The sequence below is a fragment of the Paraburkholderia sp. BCC1884 genome (genome assembly GCF_900996225.1).
GTDB lineage: Bacteria > Pseudomonadota > Gammaproteobacteria > Burkholderiales > Burkholderiaceae > Paraburkholderia.
Genome location: NZ_CAAJGL010000123.1, coordinates 274681 through 294111 on the forward strand (window position 1 = coordinate 274681; position 19431 = coordinate 294111).

Consider the following 19431-nt stretch of genomic DNA (forward strand, 5'->3'; position numbering starts at 1 on the left):
TGGGTTCACTTGTGGAGTCCAGCCAAGGAATCGCGTGACCTCTGTCGCTCTTGTTTCCATAGTAGACGACGACGAATCGGTTCGGAAGGCATTGGAAAATCTCATTCGATCCATGGGATGGGAAGTCTTATCCTTCGAATCCGCCGAGGCGTTTCTCGACTCAGGCGCCGCGCGTCGAACGCGGTGCCTCATCTCGGACGTCACGATGCCAGGCCTGTCCGGCATCGAAATGCACGCGCAGTTGATCTCGCAGGGCTGGGCGCCTCCGACGATTTTCATCACGGGTTATCCAACGGCGCAGGACAAAGCCGTGGCGCTGGCAAACGGCGCGCTGGCCTATGTCGAGAAGCCGATTGATTCGAACGTGATATTGGCGACCGTCCAGAACGTGATCGGCACATCCTGAGTTGCAAGCCGTATTCTGCGAGCACTCAGTTAAATGACACGGCCGGCCTGCAGAGGGCCGGTCCGTGTCACCCGTCTGGAAAAAGTGCGAGGCGACGGGGTGGCGGTTCGACGCTGCGCGCTGCCGCCGATCCGGAAAGGCTTCCGTTCAGTTAGCGCTAACCACGCCACCCCATGCGAGGAAAACCTTATCGTCGCAGACCGTGAGCCGTCGTCATCTGACTCGCGCCGTGCTTGGCGCGCCAGCGGTGCGGCGTATCGTCGACATGGTGACGGAACACTGTCGTGAAGTGAGCTTGCGTGCGAAAACCGACACTGAACGCGATATCGGCTACGGTCGATCGCGTCGTGGCAAGCAGCGTCTGAGCATGCTCGATTCGCCGCCGTAGGATGAACGTATGCGGCGAAATGCCAGTGGCCGCGCGAAACCGCGCCGCGAAATGCATTGGCGACAAACCAACGGCCGCACCCAGTTCTGCGAGACTCAGGCTTCGGTCGATTCGCTGGTCGATGAATTCAATCGCGATCTTCACCCGCCATGCTTCCAGCGGCGAAACCGACGGAATGCGCGCGGGCTTGGCCGACGCACGAGCGACAATGATCTCCAGCAATCGGGCGAGCATGGATAGCACAATGCCGTCCGCGTACATCGAACTCGTCGATGCCCGACCATGAAGAGCGCGCAACAACGTGCCGGTGAGTTTGATGACAACCGAGTCGCGCACATGGAGGGGGCCGGCCACCAGATTCGAGCTCGTGGCCGACACGTCCTCATCGTCGAGCCATTCCGTCAACCAGCGCGACGGTACATGGACGTGCAAAAAGTCGGTGGGCGTTTGAAAGGCGCCGCTCAGTTCAATGCCAGGTGGAATGACCAGAATCGCGCCCCGGTCGATAACGCCATCGTGGAACGGCGAGCCTCCCGCCGACAGCGTCAGAATCGATTGACGCAGGCACAGCGCGACCAATATTTCCGGCTGCTGGACGTAGGTGTTCCAGGCCTTCGGGGTTTCGCTGGTCCATCGCGACACTTCGAACCATTTGGGCGCAGCGCCCGGCGCATCGTGGTGTCGCAGTTTTGCATCCAGCGAGGGGCTTCCCTCCTCATGGCCAAACCCAGCGGGCGAGTCTTGCGAGAGTGCCGCGGACAAACACGAAGCGACATCTGCCGACCCGGCAAATCGATCAATGACAGGTGATTCGTGCATGGACCTTTCCTCAGTTTTCGCTCTTGGCCCTACGCTAGTGAGGGCATGGAACCTCGCGCGCATGTTCCGGACATGCAGGCAAAACGCGAGAGTGTCCGTTCAAGATATCGCCCGCTGGGTAGCGCTGATAGTCTACGGCGGTATGGAGCAACGCAGCATAACCCGCTGCGTACTAAACCAAGGTATAGGCAAAAGCAGTTAGTGATGTTGCCAATCCAGTGGTTTGTGCATGCATGCACCGGAATGGCACGCGCTCCAGCCGAAAGTATGGACGCTCTCCGGCGCGGCGGATTTCACGCATGCGCGTCGCGGAAGCAGTCGAGCAACGCTTGCGCCGCTTCGAGGTCGGGCGTTTCGAATCCCTCTGTAAACCGTCGGTAAACTGACAGGAGCCGCGCTCTCGCCTGCTCCGTTTTGCCGAGTCGATGTCCAAGACGGGCAAGACTCGTCGTGGCGCGCAACTCCCACGACAGCGCCCCCTGCTGTCGCGCCATTTCGATCGCCTGCTCGTAGAGATGTTCGATCGTTTCGCGGTGCTCCGGCAGGTCGATCGACGCCAGTATTTCACCCTTGATGCGCAAGAGTTCTGGCCGGCACCACAACTCGTCGTGAACCTTCGACCACGCCAATGCGTCGTCGATTGCCGCTCGTGCCAGCGCGTGATGGCCAGCGAAGCACAAACCTTGGGCGTAAATTCCCGCATACATCGGATACCCCATGCCGAAATGTTCGCGCTGCATCTGCTCGAGCCCATCGATCATGGTGGGCAAGCCAGCGGGGTCATGGCGGCGAATCAATAGCGCACCTTGCAGGCAACGCGCCGGCGCCGCAAATATGACAAGGCCGTGTCTCGCCAGATGCTTTTGCAGCATGTCGAGCTTCGCTTCAGCCGCGACCAGATCGCCGACGTGAAGAGCAATCGGGACCGATGCGAGCATCAGCACGTAGCCCAAGGTCAACGCGTTGTCTTTCGCCTGTGCATCGTCGGTCGCTTCCTGTGCCAGGCGGAGCGCCTGATCCGGTAGCCCCTGAGTCCAGAGGATATTGCTCATGATGCTTTGAGCCGCGACCCGCCATCCGACGTGAAAACGCGATAGCTGCGGCCGCTGACGCTGGCCCACTTGCCGGCTCAGCACGCGCTCGAGGTAGGCACGCGCGGTGGCCTGCTCACCGATGAAATGCAAGGCAAGTGAGTTCAGTCTTTCGCCATCGGACAGCGCGGCCGCATTCCCTGACGAGGCAGCCACTGAACAGAATTTGCGCAGCAGTTCATCAGCGACCCGATGCTTTCCTGCGTAGACCAGACTGCAGCATGCGCCGAGCAGGGAGCGCAACTGGTATTCCTTGTCGCCCAGCTTCTCGGCGATCTCCAGCGCACTCGCCCACGCGATATCGACCTCGGGGACCATGCCGCGGGTGTACATCGCCGAGGCAGCGAAGGCCGCATGCAGCTTCATCTTCTGATCGTCGGGAATGAGCACGTCGTCTCCGGCTTCCGACAGCGCGTACTCGACGCGACGACGGCACTCCTCCAGCGAGGAAAGGTGTAGCCACGCAGGAATCGCCGACACGGTCAGCGCAATACCAAGCGACGCATCGCCATGGGCGGCGAACGCCCAGTTGAGCGCCGCGCGGAGGTCGTCGATCGCGCTCAAGCGTGTTTCCAGCCAGCTCTCATCCGACGCGGCGCTCCACTGATTTTCCGCCTGCGCATACAGCGCCTGGAAGTGTTCGGCATGCCGTCGCAAGACCGTGTTCAGTTCGCCCGCATCGGCAAGCTTCTGCCGCGCGTAGTCGCGCGTCGTGTCCAGCAGACGATAGCGCACTCTCTCGCCCCTGACGTCGGCCGAAACCATCGACTTCGCGACCAGCCCGGCGATCGCGTCGATCACCGCGGACGCCGGCACATCGCCGCTGGCGGACACAGCCGTGGCGGACGTCAGGAGGAAGCCGCCGGCAAACACCGCGAGTCGGCGCAGCACGATACGCTCGACCTCGGGCAACAACTGATGGCTCCAGTCCAATGTTGCTGCGAGAGTGCGGTGGCGTTGCGGGCCCGCGCGCCGGCCTTGCCCCAGTCTGTGAGAGCGCTCGCCGAGCAAGGTCAGCAACTCGTGCACGCCGAATGCATCCAGACGCGTTGCGGCCAGTTCGATCGCGAGGGCGATCCCGTCCAACCGGCGGCAGATCTCGGCGACCACCGCGGCATCGTCGTCGCGAAGACCGAAGCCAGTGCGGCTGGCCGCGGCCCGTTCCATGAACAACTGCACGGCGGGATATTGCAGCGCTTCGTCTGCGGTCAGACTCGCCGATTTGATCGGACAGACGAGCGGCTCCAGCCGAAATACGTGCTCACCGGTGGCCCGCAGCGGTTCGCGGCTGGTGGCGAGCACCGATACGTTCGACGTTGTCGAGACAAGATGCTCCGCGATGGCGGCCGCCGCTTCGATGACATGCTCGCAACTGTCGAGCACGACCAGTTGCGGCCTGTTGCAGAAGGCGAAATAGTTTGCCAGCGCCGTGGCGACGTCATGCGAATGCACCGCCAGCCCGGCGGCGGTCGCGATTGCCTGAGGCACAAAGCTCGCGTCGGCCAGCGTGGACAGATCGACAAACCACACGTCGCGCTCATGCGCTCCGACCATCCTCTGGGCCAACGCCAGCGCGACAGTCGTCTTGCCGATGCCGCCCGGGCCCGTGACCGTCACCAGTCGCACGCGCGAGAGCTGAACGGACAACGCGTCGAGGGTCGCCGAGCGCCCGATCGGTCGCACCAGCGTGGCTGGAATGTTGTGTGTGGCCTGCGTTTGCCTGTCGGGCGACACCCCAGCTGAAGCGAGCGACCCGTATTCGACGGGCGCGACGAAACGATAACCGTGACCGATAACCGTGGCCAGATAACGCTGATCCTGAGAGTCCTCGCCGAGTGCCTTGCGCAAGGCGGCAATCTGGACCTTGAGATTATTTTCTTCAACGACGGTTTTGGGCCAGGCGCGGGCCATCAATTCCTGTTTGCTGACCAGCTCGCCATGACGCTCCACCAGCACGGTCAGTATCTCGAGGGCCCGGCTACCCACACGCACACGCCGTTCGCCATCAAGCAGAGTCTGCCGGGTTGGCGTGAGTCGAAAAGGGCCAAACAGGAAAACCTGGCCCACGGCATCTGGCGGACTGGTCACGACGATTTACCTGTATTAACCGTTGACAGGTAAATATACACAAATCCAGGTTAATCGTGCGTCGGGTCAATAAGCGCACGGCATCCCCGATCGGATCAGGTTTGCGCGACCGGGTCCGAAGCACGAGCAGTCTGGGCAAGCACCTGCCGCTCGTTCAGCGCCCCATGAATTTGCGCCACGACGGCCGCACCTTCGCCTACGGCAGCAGAGACCCGCTTGATGGAACCATAACGCACGTCGCCGATTGCAAAGACGCCTCTCACTGTCGTTTCGAGCGCCTGAGTTGCGTTGTCATAGCCGGTGCGCGCCGAGGTGCCCGTCAAGACAAAGCCCTTGGCATCCGTCTCGACACTGCAGTCCTTTAGCCATCCGGTATTCGGCTCCGCGCCGGTAAACAGGAAAAGATGCCGGACAGAGAATGAAAGGAGACCATTCGGGCCCTCGCACGCGATATGGGACAAGCCTGCCTCGTCGTCCGTCAGCGCAACGACTTCTGTGGCGGTATAGAGCGTCACGTTAGGAAGCCGGGTGATACGGTCGATCAGGTATTGAGACATATGCTCGTCGAGACTCTTGCCACGGATGATCAGATGCAAATGCTTCGCGTGAGACGCCAGATAGACCACGCCTTGACCGGCGGAGTTACCGCCGCCGACCACCACTACCTCCAGACCCCTGCACAACTCCGCCTCGACAGGAGAGGTCCCAAAGAACACGCCGCGGCCCGTCAACTGCTCGAGGCCCGCAATCGACGGTCTCACGTAGGCGGCGCCAGAGGCAATCACCACCGTGTGCGACGCAACGCGTTTGCCGTCTTCGAGTTCCACCTGCAACGGCATGCAGTCGCAGCGAAGGAGCTTGATGCGCGTTGGAATGGAAATGTGCACGCCGAATTTCTGCGCCTGCACGTAGGCTCGCCCCGTTAGGGCCTGCCCGGAAATGCCCGCCGGAAAGCCCAAATAGTTTTCTATTCGCGCGCTGGTGCCCGCCTGCCCTCCCGGTCCCCAACTATCGAAGATCGCGACCGACAATCCTTCCGATGCCGCATACACAGCCGCCGCCAGACCAGCGGGCCCGGCTCCGACGATCGCCACATCGTAGGTGTGGGATGGGTCGAAGTCCGGCAACCAGCCAAGGGTGCGTGCGACACGATTCTCATCCGGAGCACGCAGTACCGTGCCGTCCGGACAGATCACGATGGGAAAGTCCGCCGCAGTCGCCGAAACACGCTGCAGCAGCGTCGCTGTTTCCGGATCTTCGCGCGCGTCGATCAGCGAATACGGATACGAATTACGTCTGAACAGATCCTGCAGCGCGATCACGCGCCCATCGGTCGAGTCTCCGATCAGCACCGGACCACTGCCGCGTTCGATCAATCCGACTCGCCGTAGAAGCAGCGCGCGCATGATCTTTTCGCCCAGCTCGGCTTCCATTACCAGAAGCCTGCGCAGATCCAGCGAATCGATCACGATCGCCGTGGTGTCCTCGACGACCAGCCCATCTCCCAGACTCGGATGGCCAAAAAGTTGCGCAATTTCCCCGAGAAACTGTCCCACGTGATACTCGAAAACGCGATGTATCCGACCGATGGCATCGCGTCGAACCACCCGAACATGTCCCTTCAACATGATGACCAGACCCGGACTCGCATGGCCCATGGTGAACATGACCTCACCTGCCGCCCACTGCATCTCTTTGCCGAATGCGCGTGTCCTGTCTATTTCCCGCTGCGGGAGTGTCGGGAACATCTGCTCCTGTCTGCTGGACAGTACAGATGCGGCCGCGTCGGGTCCAATCGGATTGACGAAATGCAGGTGTGGATCGAGCAGTTCTTTATTCCGTGTGCCGGTGTGAAGCGGGATGGCGTCATCCCAGGGCAGGTTTTCGATCTGATGCGTCAACTCATTCACAGACTTGTCGTCGCTTTCCATCGACGTGCCTCCAGAAAAGACCATGCGGGTGATGTCGGACCGGACCGAAGGACGTGTTTATTCACTTCACGAAGACCTTAGTCGCGTTCGTCAATTCGTGTTGGAGCCCGTGCGTATTCGCAAAAGCCTGCGCGTTGGTAAATGCGGCGCGTGTCCGTATTGCTACTTCGGCGCGTACTGCATTTCACCATTGCCGAATGACCAGTCCTCGCGAGCAACATCGGTCAGGCTGATTACGATGTCTTCCTTGCGCACGCCTGTCTTCTCGTGAATGCCGTCGGCGACCGCCCTGTAAAAAGCCTTTTTTATTTCGACGGTACGCCCGGTGTTCCATGTCACCTGAATGAAGACCATTTCCGGAGAATAGGTGATGCCGAGATAGCCTTCGGCGGGATAGATGAGCTCGTCCGATGAGTGGCGAGTGATGATCTGAAATTTGTCGCCTTCCGGAACACCGACGACGGTCCTTAACGACTCGTACACGGTATCGCTGATGGCGCGAACCGCCTCCGGCGAGACGTTGCTTGACAGGTTGATTCGCGCGAGAGGCATGTGATTTCTCCTAAGACGTTCATTACCCGTTGCTTCTTTCCAAACTGCGATTAATCGTTGACGAGTCCCAGCGCCGCGGCCGTATCCGCCCGGCTCTTGTTGCACGCGTCGGCATCCTGCTTGAGGTCGATGCCGTAGGTCGGCAGGATTTTCCTCAGCTTCGGTAGCCAGCCGCTTTCGGTCAACTCGGCGGGGAAACATTTTTGCAGAACCGCAACTGCAATCGACGCGGCCGTCGAAGCTCCCGGCGATGCCCCGAGCAACGCGACTAGCGACCTGTCGTCGGCAGCGACCAGTTCAGTTCCAAACTCCAGTACGCCCTCGCGGCTACTATCAGGCTTGATGATCTGGACGCGTTGGCCTGCCACCGCCTTTTTCCAGTCCTGCTGCTTCGCGTCGGGGAAAAACTGCTGAAGCGCGGCGAACATGTGATTTGAGCTTTGCAGCACCTGGCCGACCAGATATTCGCTCAGCGCCCAGTTGTCGCGCGCGACCGCCAGAAGTGGCAAGACGTTATCCGCATGGATCGATTCGAACAGGTCGGCATAGGAACCGTGCTTCAGGAAACGGCTTGAGAATCCTGCGTACGGTCCAAACAGCAACGACCGCTTACCTTCGACGATGCGTGTGTCCAGATGGGGCACCGACATCGGCGGCGATCCATGCGCAGCCTTGCCATAAACCTTGGCGTGGTGGCGTTCGCTGATTGCATCGACATCGCATCGCAGCCAGATACCGCTGACCGGAAATCCGCCGTAGCCCCGCCCGGCCGGAATCTTCGACATCTGAAGCAATTCGACCGATCCGCCGCCCGCACCGATGAAGACGAATCTCGCGGTGGTCGACTGCACCTCCTGCGTCCGCGCATTACGCACGTCGACACGCCAATGTCCGTTGGTGTCCTGTTCGAGTCCGATGACGTGCTGATCGTAGTGAATCGAAATGCCGGGTTGCGCCGACAGATGTTTGATAAGCAGATGCGTCAGCGTGCCGTAGTCCACATCTGAACCCGCGGCGATGCGCGTGGCCGAGACAACTTCGTTCGTGTCACGATTTTGCATGACCAGCGGTACCCAACTACTGATCTCACTGCCGCTGTCGCTGTACTCCATCCCACTGAAGCAATGATGCCTGGACATCTCGCCGAAGCGTGCCTTCAGAAAGTCGACGTTTTCCTTTCCTTGCACGAAGCTCATGTGCGGGCACGCATGAATGAATGCGTGCGGATCGGCGATGGTCCCGGCCTTGACCATGTAGGTCCACAACTCCCGCGAGATGTCGAATTCCGTATTGACCTCAAGCGCCTTCGAGATGTCCACGCTGCCATCCGGCTTCTGAGGCGTGTAGTTCAATTCGCAGTTGGCCGCATGGCCGGTGCCGGCGTTATTCCATGCTGCGGAGCTTTCCTGCGCGCAGTCGTCCAGCGTCTCGAACACGACCATCTTCAGCGCCGGCTCAAGTTCTTTCAGCACGGTGCCGAGTGTCGAACTCATGATGCCGGCGCCGATCAACACGACATCGGCGGTCTCGGGGATGTTTTCGTTTGACATCAGGAACTCCTGCTCTTCACGCCTTAGGGTTGGCAACAAACGGGGCGTCGACGCCCGGCGCGAGGATCACGTACGCCCTGCGCCACGGGTTTTCGTCGATCAGCTTCCAGCTATGGCCGCTTCCGGTTGTGTCCTCGGCTAGCAATACGTCGCCGGGGCGCAAGATGAAGTGCTTGCCTTCACGCGTCTGGAAGTCGAGCGTTCCGCTCAGCGTTATGACGTATTGACGCGTGGGAGCGTCGTGCCATTCGAAGGCGCCGCCGGCATTCGTCTCCCGGAACGAAATCGATTTGGCCTCTACAGTGAGGCTCAAAATGTCGCCTCGATCTCCTTTGGGCAGATCGATCGAGCCCTCCTCGAAGTGACTGTCGTTGTCTTCGCCAGTCCAGATTCTTACGCAACGCATCACGATGTCACCCTCTATACGAGATCACTGCCAGTTGAACAAGAGCTTCGCGCCGACCGTCCTGCCATGAATGACGGGTCGCATGCAGACGTCGCACGCCTGGCGTCATGGCATTACTTTTCTGTTGCGACGTACGGCTTGACCATTTTGGCCGGATCGACCACACGATCGAACTCCTCCCCGGAAACGAATCCCAATTCCAGCGCGGCCTGCTTCAGCGTCAGATCGTGGTCCATCGCGTGGTGGGCGATTTGCGATGCCTTGTCATAGCCGATCACGGGAGCGAGTGCGGTTACCAGCATCAGCGAGCGCTCGACGTATTCGTTGATCTTTTTCAGATTCGGGCGAGTTCCTTCCACGAGAAAGCGTCGGAAATTCGTGCTCCCGTCAGTGAGCAGCGTGATCGATTGAGTCAGATTGAAAATGATGAGCGGCTTGTAGACGTTCATCTCCAGATATCCGCTCGCCCCACCGAAGCCGACCGCCACGTCGTTTGCCATCACTTGTACGGAGAGCATGGCCAACGCCTCCGCCTGGGTTGGATTGACTTTGCCAGGCATGATGGACGAGCCGGGTTCATTTTCTGGAATCACGAGTTCGGCGAAGCCTGCGCGCGGTCCACACGACATCAGGCGAATGTCGTTCGCGATCTTGTAGAGCGAAGTCGCAAGCGTCCGACATACGCCGGAGAAATTGACCAACGCATCGTGCGCGCCTTGCACCGTGAATTTATTCGGCGCGCTGACGAAGGGCAGATGCGTGAGATTGGCGATTTCGACGGCCGCGGCCTCCGCAAAGCCCGGCGCTGCGTTGATGCCGGTGCCGACCGCCGTGCCACCGAGAGCCAGACGATAGACGCCATGCAGGGCGGCGTCGATTCTCGTCAAATTGTCGTCGAGCATGCCCACGTAACCCGACCATTCCTGACCGAGCGTGATTGGCGTGGCATCCTGCATGTGGGTGCGACCGATCTTGACGATGTTCGCCCACTCAGTGGCCTTCGTCGCAATCGCGTCGCGCAATGCCTTTACCGCCGGAATCAGACGCTGGGTCGTATCGACGGCGACAGCGATGTACATCGCCGATGGAAATGAGTCGTTCGACGACTGCGACATGTTGACGTGATCGTTTGGGTGAACCGGTGTCTTAGTGCCGAGCGGTGTGCCCGCGATCTGACAGCAACGGTTGGAGATCACCTCGTTCACATTCATGTTGAACTGCGTGCCGCTGCCCGTCATCCACACGTGCAAAGGAAACATGTCGTGATGTTGCCCCGCGAGAATCTCATCGCAAACCTGCGTGATCAGGCCGTGAATTTTCGCGTCGAGACGTTTGCCTGCGAGATTGGCATTCGCCGCCGCTTTCTTGAGGATCGCATAGGCGATGATCATTTCGCGGGGAATCAGATCGCTGCCGATGCTGAAGTGCTCGAGAGAACGCTGCGTTTGCGCGCCCCACAGTTTGTCGATCGGAACGTCTACTCCGCCCATGCTGTCGGACTCTGTGCGAACGTCACTCATGGAGTTGCTCCTCTGCGCGATAGATCAGGCTGACTCGTACGTCTGGCCCGAGCACTTGATTTTTTGACCTTCACCCGTGTAGTTACCCGTTGAAAGGTACGGCGGGCGGCTAGTCCGCATTGCCGTCGTTGGCGTGATGCGTTGGTTAGCTCGCTGGCATTTCAATCAGGATTGCATATCACTTTTCGTAGAATGCGTTGGATGAAATCGCGCTCATGACACACGTGTGCGCCACGAAGTTGGCTTTCTTCATCATCCGACTCCGTCGTTGCATGCATATAAACGAGTCGCCGCTAAACTGAGACCGAGTATAGGCAGATCGAACAGAACGAGGCTTCGGGACTGCACGGTGTTTTAAAAAACGCACGAAAAGGTGACGCAACCGGTTGGGATGCGAGGACGGGTTGAGCTATCGGGCAGCGGCCGGTTCCAACTGTGGGAATTGCTTCGGCTGAAAGTTGTGTTGAATCCTCGGCCTACCCTGCCCTCTTCTCATGGCGGATGTTTCTGGGTGGGTTCAATTTCTTTGGCGCGGTTTTGCTTGAGGGACGAGAGCGGCTACATCGGCTAGCGCCGGCAGTTGACGGATTTCGTCCCGATCCTGCGATAGGGCGCCGCGGATCTTTGAATGTGCGACGAGCCGTCGGCGTCCGGTTTCCGTGTATCGGTTCCTGATAGACGGGCCGTTCTGCGTTCGGCTGAGTCGGGCGCGTCGAAGGAAAATTTTTGCGCGTTTAGTCTGAGAGATGGCAGTGGTTGTTCACGGACGAGATCGACTCGTAGCCGGAAGCGCTACGCGCGACGTCACAATGGGCGACAGGGGACGCAACGATCGAAAGGCAATTGCGTGGGGTGTCGAACCAGCGACTGTCATCCCGATCAGAGCAGCGCCTCCGAATCTGATTGAGCCTTACGAGACGTTGGGACATTGGGTTGCTCGGCGCTAGGCGCCAACTCGAGTCTTGACTCGGGCATTGCACGCAAGTGTGAATAGCGCCGACGCACAGCAGATAGCCTGCGCAGAACGCGGAAGCTTCATTTCATAGCTGTGCTCGCTTGTCTTTCTATTCAATGGCGACGGCTTCGCTGACATGGGTGGGCAACGATCCGATTTGTGGGCAAATTCCACCTTCGTCATGACATTACAAAATACGTAGTATTTGCTACGCAAAGTACGACGAGCTGCGTCTTTTCGTAATTATGCGGTCCTCGACAGCTTGCGCCGCCGAGAATGGTGTCGGATCGTGAAACAGTGCTTCAAAATTTGCCCCTATTACTCTGAAGATCCTTTACTGGAAGGGCTTTTCGGCACTTCGCACGTTTGCGTCAGATGTTTCACGGGTCGCTGCCTGCCGCGAGTTGCACCAGTCGGCGAAACTTTGGATTTCTCTTTCGAAAATATGATGTTTTGCCGCTTATTTTAATTCGGAGTGCAAATCAATCGTGTTAGTTGGCATTGAGCAAATTTGCTTTGGTGCGGGCGAATCTAAAAAATTTCGTGACTGAAAGGTCGACTACGGACCCCCTTCACCCGAAATCGCACGCTGAACTTGGCAATCGTGAGGCTTGTTTTAGAACTGCAATGACGGGCGACCTTTTCGCCAGTCGGACCCGCTTATGTGCGGTACGTATGGGTGGCTGTTGTGCAATCGAGCCGGTCGCGTACGTGATTCCGAGGGACTATTTCCCGGTTTGAACCTTGGCGCGTGGCTCACGTTTGACAGTCCCCGAATTATCGAAGAACAGCAAACTTGTCAAATCGCAACAAAGCGAAATGCGGCTTTTTGGTTAGCATTCGCGTACGGACATTGCCGGGGCGGGTGCGCCCCGACACGGTCAAAATCCAATGTTCAGCCGGGTGCTTTTGCGGTGGCGTGAGTCTCACCGTCTAGTTTCGACCACGCTCGTGGCGATCCGCATTACATGGTGCGAGGCCGGGCTGACAAAAACACTTGGCTTTCCCGTGGACTGGCACGGGGAAATTTCGCCCAGATAAGCCTTGCTTAGTCCGTACTGCAGCCACGTTGCTGGCCACGACAGGGCGTTCGCAATCGATTTTCCAAGCACGAAGGGACACATTGCTACGCGCCGCCAGTCTGGTTCTGGCTGCATGTTTGGTCGCACTGCGGCGTCGGATGGTATTGCGCGAAGTGTCAAATTAGCTAGTGAGCAGTTCACTAGCTTTCGGAAATCCGAAGCGTCGTGCTTAGCTCGATGGAGCGGGCCAGCCTGCTGGTTGGCCGGCGGGCGCTCCGATAGATCTAGCCACATCTGCCCGCGGCAAGTCGTAATGTGTGGGCGCACAAATAGAGACCCGCGCGGCGACGGGAAGGTAGCTGATTTTGGGCAGGGACTGGCGCGCGCGGTGGACGCGCCAGTCGCCTAGATTATGAGGCGGGGTGGGAAGCGAGGTACCTAATGACTGTAGTGAATTCGGCACGGCCGCATGAGATCGACCGCGTGCTCGTACTCTCCAGCGCATCCCGACTTTGCCGTATGACACATCTCTGACTTCGAAGAGCATCCCCGCGCGTCACCCCTGCGAAACGTCATCTGCGCGGACGGACGAGTCAAACGATGATTTCAAGCCTGACAAGTTGAACGCGACGTGCCGGCGGGTATCACGCGCATCGCGTGATTAACGAAGGCAATATCCATCACTCCCGCGGCGGTCGACGCCCCGCCGCTATTTGATCCGATATGCGCGGACACATCCTCGTTCATGTCTCATGCCTCCATTGACCGAGAGTTCCCTTGCATTTCGCGGCAGCGGATCCAACCGCCTCGACACAACGCTGGCGCGCAATGCGCCAATTGCGATGGTCATCGCTCCCACGAAACTCGTCCACGAAGCGGGCCGTCGGTCGTTGACAATGGCTTTCTGCCTCGTCGATTGACGTCGGTATTTTCGCTGCTCGAAGCTCTGAGCACCGGGGCGTTTGGCACACGCCGATAGATTGACGTCGAGTTCTCATCGACGGCTTGGCGCCGGCAACCCGGCCAAACTTCATCGATTGCCGCCGCAGTTCAATGTCCGCGCGGGTCGTTCGAGTCTCGAAAGCTCCGTCCGATTCCAATAGACGAAACGCAGCACCTAGGCGACCAATTCGCCGCGCGTCATGTAGCGACGTCACGATCGGTGTCGGGCCGGCGAGCCGGACATTAGTAAGTCTCGGGACGGCGAAAAGCGCGTCTGAGCGATTAAGAATGTTTCGCGTGCAAAGCGCGATTGATTCTTAGTGAGCAGAGAACGTTAAACAGTTGCGGCGGTGGGATTGTTGCTCGTTCATGTCAGTGTCAGTCAGATTCAGCGAGATATATGCCTGCACGATAGCTCTCGAGTTTTCCTTTTGTCCGTGCGGCAGACGAGCGTCTACATACCACGGATGACGAAATCGGCTCGGCCTTACACGAAAGATTCATCGCGATTCGGTTGTGCGCTCGATGTGTGGCTGATTGCACGACGCTAACATCAACACGCCGGGGTTAGACGGCGACGAGCGGGAGTCTCGCCTGAATCTTTGCTTAGAGAAATCACGGGCTAATCGTTACTAAGAGGCGAAGATTCGCTGCTGGAATGCACTTCAAAGTGTCCGGATCCGGACACTTTTTGGCTGCGAGCCTGAACGTTCTTGAATTGCCTCCTGCGTCAAACATCGCACCGTCAAGCTCGACGCTGCCCGGCTTCTCTATCGCGTTCCTTACCGCGCGACGCATCAGCCCTTTTACCCGACCGAAATCGCTTTCCACGCCAAAGAATATGCGCGTCAAAACTGTCCGGATCCGGACACCTTTAAGCTCACGTCGAGTGCACGCGGCCGCTTCAGCGAGAGAACCAAACAGTTCCTAAATCCCATGGACATTGAAACCAAACTCTGCAACCCGCGAAAAAGTGTCCGGATCCGGACACCACCTCCACAAGCAGACGTAAAAAAACCCGCCAGTGGCGGGTTCGTACATTCACTCCGGACGGAGCGAGAACATCTTTCCAATATGCTCTCGTATCTCTGCCTCCTGTTCGTCGGTCAACATCCCGGCTTTGAATTTAAGAGTCAACCCTTTGTCGTCCCGCGTAATGCTTCCAGCCTGGGTCTTCCCCGCGAATATCTTCAGAATGCTCCGCCCCCCGGAGTCACTGCCGTTGGTCGCCCGATTGACATGCGCACTGATAGTCGAAGCCACTTTGCTTTGTACCAGGTCCCCGGCCAAAAGGAGCGGCCAAATCTCCGATAACGCAGCCACGCCGGCGTCACCGGTCCTTTTGAGGGCGAGAACGATATCTTGCGCCGCCGTTCCGGCCAACAAAGAAGGGTTCAGATCGAGATCTCGTTTGACGAAGTCCGGCAGATCATCAAATGCGAGGAAACGGTAGAGATCGTTCCGTGTTACACCCATCACATCCGCGAGGCGCGTTCGCTTCGGAAACTCCGACTCCGCCCGACGAATGGCAATAGCGATCTCGTAATCGGAAAGGTCGTCGCGCGTGACGTTTTCCATCAGCGCAAGCGCCGCCATATCCTGATCCGTGCACTCAATCACTACCGCTTTGACGGTCGGGCGATTAACAAGCTTGTGAGCGCGCCATCTCCGCTCGCCCGCTACTAGCTGGTACGCGTCGCCCACGCGACGAACGGTGATAGCCTGCAGCAGCCCGACCTCCCCGATCGACCGGGCGAGCTCAGCCAGTTTGGCTTCATTGAATTGCCGGCGCGGCTGCCAGGGATTCGGCGAGAGCTCGTCGACAGCGATTTCTGTCGCGGTACCTTGCTTCTCCAGTTCCTGAATTCGCAATTGGGCAACAGCCAATGCGCTCGTAATTCCAGGCATTGTCTGCGGACCACGCGAGGGCTTTTTGGCCTCACCCTTGAAGTCCGCGGGCGTTGCCAAGTTCGCGGTTTTTGCAAGTAACTGCTCGCGGATATTGGTCATGCTGCTGACTCCTTCCAGTTCTTAACAAACATATCGTCAAGCCACTTTGAGTACTGCATCATGGGTTGCTTCACCCGCTGCAGCGACTTGGCGCTCGAGTGCGTACTGACAATGTCCAGCGCGGTAGAAAATGACAGAGCGCCGCCGCTCATCACGGAACTGGCCGGAATTTCGAACGGGTCCAACCATCGACCGTACGCGCTCTGCGCCCACTGCCGCACGACCGGTGCAGACGAAGTCTTGCCGTAGTCGACCTTGGAGAGCAGTACCGAAATGAAGTCGTAGACCTTGTCTTCCTCGTAAGGGAGAAAATCTTCTGCGACATCCGAAAACAAACGCCAGAACGCCAGCGAACTAATAAAGTCCAGGTTCTCCGGAATCATCGGCATGACTAACGCGTCCGCGGCGAGCAGCGCGTTCAGATTCATGTACGACAGCGACGGTGACGTGTCGATCAGAATGTAATCATATTGAGACCGCAGCGGCTCGAGGCCTTCGCGCAAAACGGACCAGAACCTGTAACCCTGCATGGTCTTTTGCCGCGCCGGTAGCAGAAACTCGGCGCCATACAGAAACGTATGTCCGGGGATGATGTCGAGACCGTCCCAGTAAGTTGACTGGACTTGCCCGGTAAGGCCGCCTTCCAGGTTCTGATCATAGATATACGGAAGGACCGTATCTTCGCCCGTGATCTCCTTCTCAGCGTAGAGTCCGCAGAGTTCAGACGCCGAGGCTTGCGGATCCAGATCGATCAGTAAGACTTTTCGACCGAAAAGCGTCAAAGCCTGCGCGAGGCAGACTGTTGTCGTCGTCTTCGCCGAGCCGCCCTTCAGCTGCGCGGTGGTCAGCACCTTGCCGCGGAAATTGCCGTCAGTTTCTCCGAGCCGTGTCTGGTAAATGTCCGACGCCAACTTGATCCAGACCCGCGCCTCAGCCAGCGTGAACGTCCGGCTGCGGCCGGTACCGTTCAATGTGCCGGACGGAAGCCCGGAGTCAGCCTTCGTCGCGAGATATTGAATTTGCTGCCGAGTGAGATTGCACATCTCGGCAAGCTCACTGATGGTATAGATTGGGGCTTCTTTGCGAGGGCGGGGTGCCAGAATTTGCTCGCGCAGATTGTCAGAGAAAGGCGCGAGGTTGTCCGCGAAATCCGCGACTTCGCGCAAAGTGACCTTTCGGTCCTCCATCGGTAAGGTGCCTACGTGGGCCATTCTGCACTTCTCCGTGTTTTGACGTTGAAGCGCAGAATACACGAAAGTGCGTAAACAATCCTGCAATCCGTCAAATTCCTTAGTCTTTTTTTAAAAAACCGGTCTAAGTTTTTGTTATTTAGCGCATTTCCCTAGCCGCAAGCACTCCGCGGCTGGTCACTGACATCGCAAACTTAATCACAAAAAGAGAACTAACCGTTTTCCTTGGCGAAGCGCGTCAGTGCGCGCGCACAAAAACCGCCCCGAGGTGGTTTTTGTGCGCAACCAGATTCCAGAACAATTACCTTTATAAATCAACGCATTACCAATGCCCAGGACTCAAGCGGCATGGACGGTTTTTCGTTGGCCGACTCAGGTCTGTTAGCTTTTTTTTAAAACATAAACCCACCCGCAAACAGACAGGGCCCGAAAAACCCTTATAAATCAACAACAACCCCTGTGGATAGGGATGGTTTTTGTGCTAACCGGGACGGTTTTTGTGCCGTTGAAGTCGAAAATTGGGTTCTCGGAGTCGAATTTTGTGAGAAGAGGGGTGCAAGTTGGGCCGCGACAGAGGCGGTTTTTGTGCTGACTATCCTGTGAGGGGTCGAAAAGACCAACATCCACGCGCGCGGAAGGGGGTGGTTTTTGTGTTGACACCTTTTACGTCCCTGCTAGAGTGCCCGGCATGGAACTGAGTTAAATGGAAAACCACAGCCTCCCCGTCACGCCGCATCAGCTTGCCCTGGACATCTACGAGGATATGTCCGGCCAAGGCTCGTCTATTAGCGACGCGTCGAGAGACATCGGTTTTCTGCGCAACAATATCTTCACGCGGGTCGGCGGCCTCGGCATTGCCGCGCGTCGGGTCCTGGATGCTGCCTACTTTCTCGTTGCCGCCAAGGCGCCGGACGAGCTGATCGACGACAAGGTTTATACCTTCACCGCAGAGATCAACTACTTCAAGTGGTTGATGCGTTACGACAGCCGCAACCACAGCCACCTCGTTGCCCAGATGAGGGCTGCGGCAAAGGCGCGCGTTGAAATCATGACCGCGCCGTCAATCGAAGAACTCACGGACAAAGACGCGTGGGGCACGATTAGCCTGCTCGGCGATTGCTATATCGATCGCGGGCTTGTCTGCGTTTTGTTGTCGGGCCGAGTGATCAAATACCTGATTAGCCCTTACAAAGCCCATTGGCTTAGCTTGAGGGCGTCGACGGCATTTTCGCTTTCGCTTTCCAGAGCGATTTACGACCGCCTGATTCCTTGCGAAGGGCATGGGGTGACGGAATGGTTCGCTTACGAAGAAATTTTGGAGTGGCCCGGCAAAGTGGGCGAGTCCAGAAGAGAAGTCAAAGAGTTTAAAAAACGCTTTCTCGAACCAGCGATCACCCAGCTCAACGAGGTTTCCGATTTCGACGTGAGTTGGGAAGCGAACGGCGATCGGCTGCCCCCGGAAAAGCTGAAGATGCGTTTCCGCTTCACAAAGAAGCAGGGGGCGGACGCTGCGCGCGCGGGTATCGACGATTCAATGTATCTCGTCCTTCACGACGAGTTCGCATTCGGGACCGAAGATTTCGAGCGTATCGCCCACAATCGCGGCGAGTGGACCGACGCGCGTCTCATGCAGGCTGTCGAATACACGCGGCATCGCCTGAATGAAGGGAAGATTACTTCCAGCCCTAAAGGGTATTTGTGGAAGGCCCTCATCGGCAACTATCGCATCGGCGAGGCTGACAGAAAGATGGTGTCCGTCCGCGCAAATCTTCGAGAAGTCGGTAAGGACGAAGCCCGGTCCCGCAGTACGGCCGAAGCAAAACTTAATGCCAGCCTCGAAGCTCAGAACGAAGCCGCCAAGGCGAAAGTCGCGATGGAAGTGAAGACCGGCCGGGAGTTCTTCGAAGCCGTCGACGCAGCCATTCAACGCGACCTCTTTAACTCGTATATCAGAGCGCTGATGGCACAGCGTCTGATTGAAAAGCAGGGCGTGAAGCGCGAAGAACTAAGCCCTCAGAACATCCTCGTCAAAGACAAAGTGATTGCGGACTCGTTCTGTACCCACGTCTTCGCCAAGCGAAAGAAGATGCCCGCCGGGCAATAGAAACTGTTCGTGTGGCGATCGCCGTTTTCAATCCAGCACCCAGCGTCAATCGACTTGCGATAAATGGGCGCGTACGTCATTGAGCCCATTCTGTTTAGCACTGGCGCGTTTGAACAGACATACGCTTTGACGAGACGAGACCTTCCACGAGTCAGCTCCTTTCTCCAATCGAACCTCTCGATCACACGCTGCGACGGTTTTTCCCGAGTCGCCTGCGCAATTCTCAGTGCATTGTCGAAAGAATTCCGCGACTGCCCCCTGTAGCATGAGCCTCACTGTAGCTCCGTCGCTGCGGCATGATCCACGCGATGATCGGCAGACGCGTCACGGTTGGTACACGCGCCGCACATTGTCCAATTGAAGTAATTTAGGTATCCAGATCACACGTCCGATTCGGTGTGAAGGTGCGACCTGGGTGCGCTCGTCTATTGCGATAGTTGATTGACTAACAAACTGG

General features: G+C 58.0%; 12 protein-coding genes. 2 read left to right on the forward strand and 10 right to left on the reverse strand.

The genetic code is table 11. The features are described 5' to 3' along the window. The first annotated feature begins 34 nt into the window (after window positions 1–34). Entirely contained in the window at window positions 35–406 is a 372-nt protein-coding gene (locus FQ705_RS28810; RefSeq protein WP_144147304.1) for a response regulator transcription factor, read from the forward strand. A gap of 187 nt (window positions 407–593) precedes the next feature. On the opposite strand, the gene FQ705_RS28815 is transcribed toward FQ705_RS28810, so the two are convergent. The 10 genes from FQ705_RS28815 to FQ705_RS28855 all read right to left on the reverse strand — a co-directional run bounded on the left by FQ705_RS28815 (window position 594) and on the right by FQ705_RS28855 (window position 16891). Beyond that, window positions 594–1613 (reverse strand): helix-turn-helix domain-containing protein, encoded by a 1020-nt coding sequence (locus FQ705_RS28815; protein WP_186308045.1) that lies wholly within the window; start codon window positions 1611–1613, stop codon window positions 594–596. Between the two features lie 293 nt (window positions 1614–1906). Beyond that, window positions 1907–4690 carry an ATP-binding protein gene (locus tag FQ705_RS28820; RefSeq protein WP_186308047.1) on the reverse strand — a complete coding sequence of 928 codons (2784 nt, stop codon included), beginning with the start codon at window positions 4688–4690 and terminating at the stop codon, window positions 1907–1909. A 197-nt stretch (window positions 4691–4887) separates the two neighbouring features. Further along, on the reverse strand, window positions 4888–6723 hold the full coding sequence (locus FQ705_RS28825; protein WP_144147312.1) for an FAD-dependent oxidoreductase: 1836 nt from the start codon (window positions 6721–6723) through the stop codon (window positions 4888–4890). 162 nt (window positions 6724–6885) lie between these two features. Next, on the reverse strand, window positions 6886–7275 hold the full coding sequence (locus tag FQ705_RS28830) for a tautomerase family protein (RefSeq protein WP_144147315.1): 390 nt from the start codon (window positions 7273–7275) through the stop codon (window positions 6886–6888). Between the two features lie 50 nt (window positions 7276–7325). Next, window positions 7326–8825, reverse strand: a complete 1500-nt coding sequence (gene mqo, locus FQ705_RS28835; protein ID WP_144147318.1) for a malate dehydrogenase (quinone) — start codon at window positions 8823–8825, stop codon at window positions 7326–7328. A 16-nt stretch (window positions 8826–8841) separates the two neighbouring features. Continuing rightward, a complete protein-coding gene (locus FQ705_RS28840) occupies window positions 8842–9138 on the reverse strand; it encodes a hypothetical protein (RefSeq protein WP_260854651.1) in 297 nt (98 codons plus the stop codon). Window positions 9139–9344: 206 nt separating this feature from the next. Further along, window positions 9345–10751 carry a class II fumarate hydratase gene (gene fumC, locus FQ705_RS28845; protein WP_144147324.1) on the reverse strand — a complete coding sequence of 469 codons (1407 nt, stop codon included), beginning with the start codon at window positions 10749–10751 and terminating at the stop codon, window positions 9345–9347. A gap of 2583 nt (window positions 10752–13334) precedes the next feature. Beyond that, entirely contained in the window at window positions 13335–13475 is a 141-nt protein-coding gene (locus tag FQ705_RS34225) for a hypothetical protein (protein ID WP_186308049.1), read from the reverse strand. A gap of 1236 nt (window positions 13476–14711) precedes the next feature. Further along, complete coding sequence (locus FQ705_RS28850) at window positions 14712–15680, reverse strand: ParB/RepB/Spo0J family partition protein (protein WP_144147327.1); 969 nt, start codon at window positions 15678–15680, stop codon at window positions 14712–14714. Next, window positions 15677–16891 carry a ParA family protein gene (locus FQ705_RS28855; protein WP_144147330.1) on the reverse strand — a complete coding sequence of 405 codons (1215 nt, stop codon included), beginning with the start codon at window positions 16889–16891 and terminating at the stop codon, window positions 15677–15679. The genes FQ705_RS28850 and FQ705_RS28855 overlap by 4 nt, the downstream gene beginning before the upstream one ends. 682 nt (window positions 16892–17573) lie before the next feature. Between FQ705_RS28855 and FQ705_RS28860 the strand changes: the two genes are divergently transcribed. Next, a complete protein-coding gene (locus tag FQ705_RS28860) occupies window positions 17574–18974 on the forward strand; it encodes a replication initiation protein (protein ID WP_144147332.1) in 1401 nt (466 codons plus the stop codon). The last annotated feature ends 457 nt before the right edge of the window (window positions 18975–19431 follow it).

Excerpts from the sequence above, each read along its gene's own strand:
- FQ705_RS28815 (WP_186308045.1), bottom strand. The coding sequence starts at position 1,613 with ATGCACGAATCACCTGTCATTGATCGATTTGCCGGGTCGGCAGATGTC.
- FQ705_RS28825 (WP_144147312.1), bottom strand. The coding sequence starts at position 6,723 with ATGGAAAGCGACGACAAGTCTGTGAATGAGTTGACGCATCAGATCGAA.
- FQ705_RS28830 (WP_144147315.1), bottom strand. The coding sequence starts at position 7,275 with ATGCCTCTCGCGCGAATCAACCTGTCAAGCAACGTCTCGCCGGAGGCG.
- mqo (WP_144147318.1), bottom strand. The coding sequence starts at position 8,825 with ATGTCAAACGAAAACATCCCCGAGACCGCCGATGTCGTGTTGATCGGC.
- fumC (WP_144147324.1), bottom strand. The coding sequence starts at position 10,751 with ATGAGTGACGTTCGCACAGAGTCCGACAGCATGGGCGGAGTAGACGTT.
- FQ705_RS34225 (WP_186308049.1), bottom strand. The coding sequence starts at position 13,475 with ATGAACGAGGATGTGTCCGCGCATATCGGATCAAATAGCGGCGGGGCG.
- FQ705_RS28850 (WP_144147327.1), bottom strand. The coding sequence starts at position 15,680 with ATGACCAATATCCGCGAGCAGTTACTTGCAAAAACCGCGAACTTGGCA.
- FQ705_RS28855 (WP_144147330.1), bottom strand. The coding sequence starts at position 16,891 with ATGGCCCACGTAGGCACCTTACCGATGGAGGACCGAAAGGTCACTTTG.
- FQ705_RS28860 (WP_144147332.1), top strand. The coding sequence starts at position 17,574 with ATGGAAAACCACAGCCTCCCCGTCACGCCGCATCAGCTTGCCCTGGAC.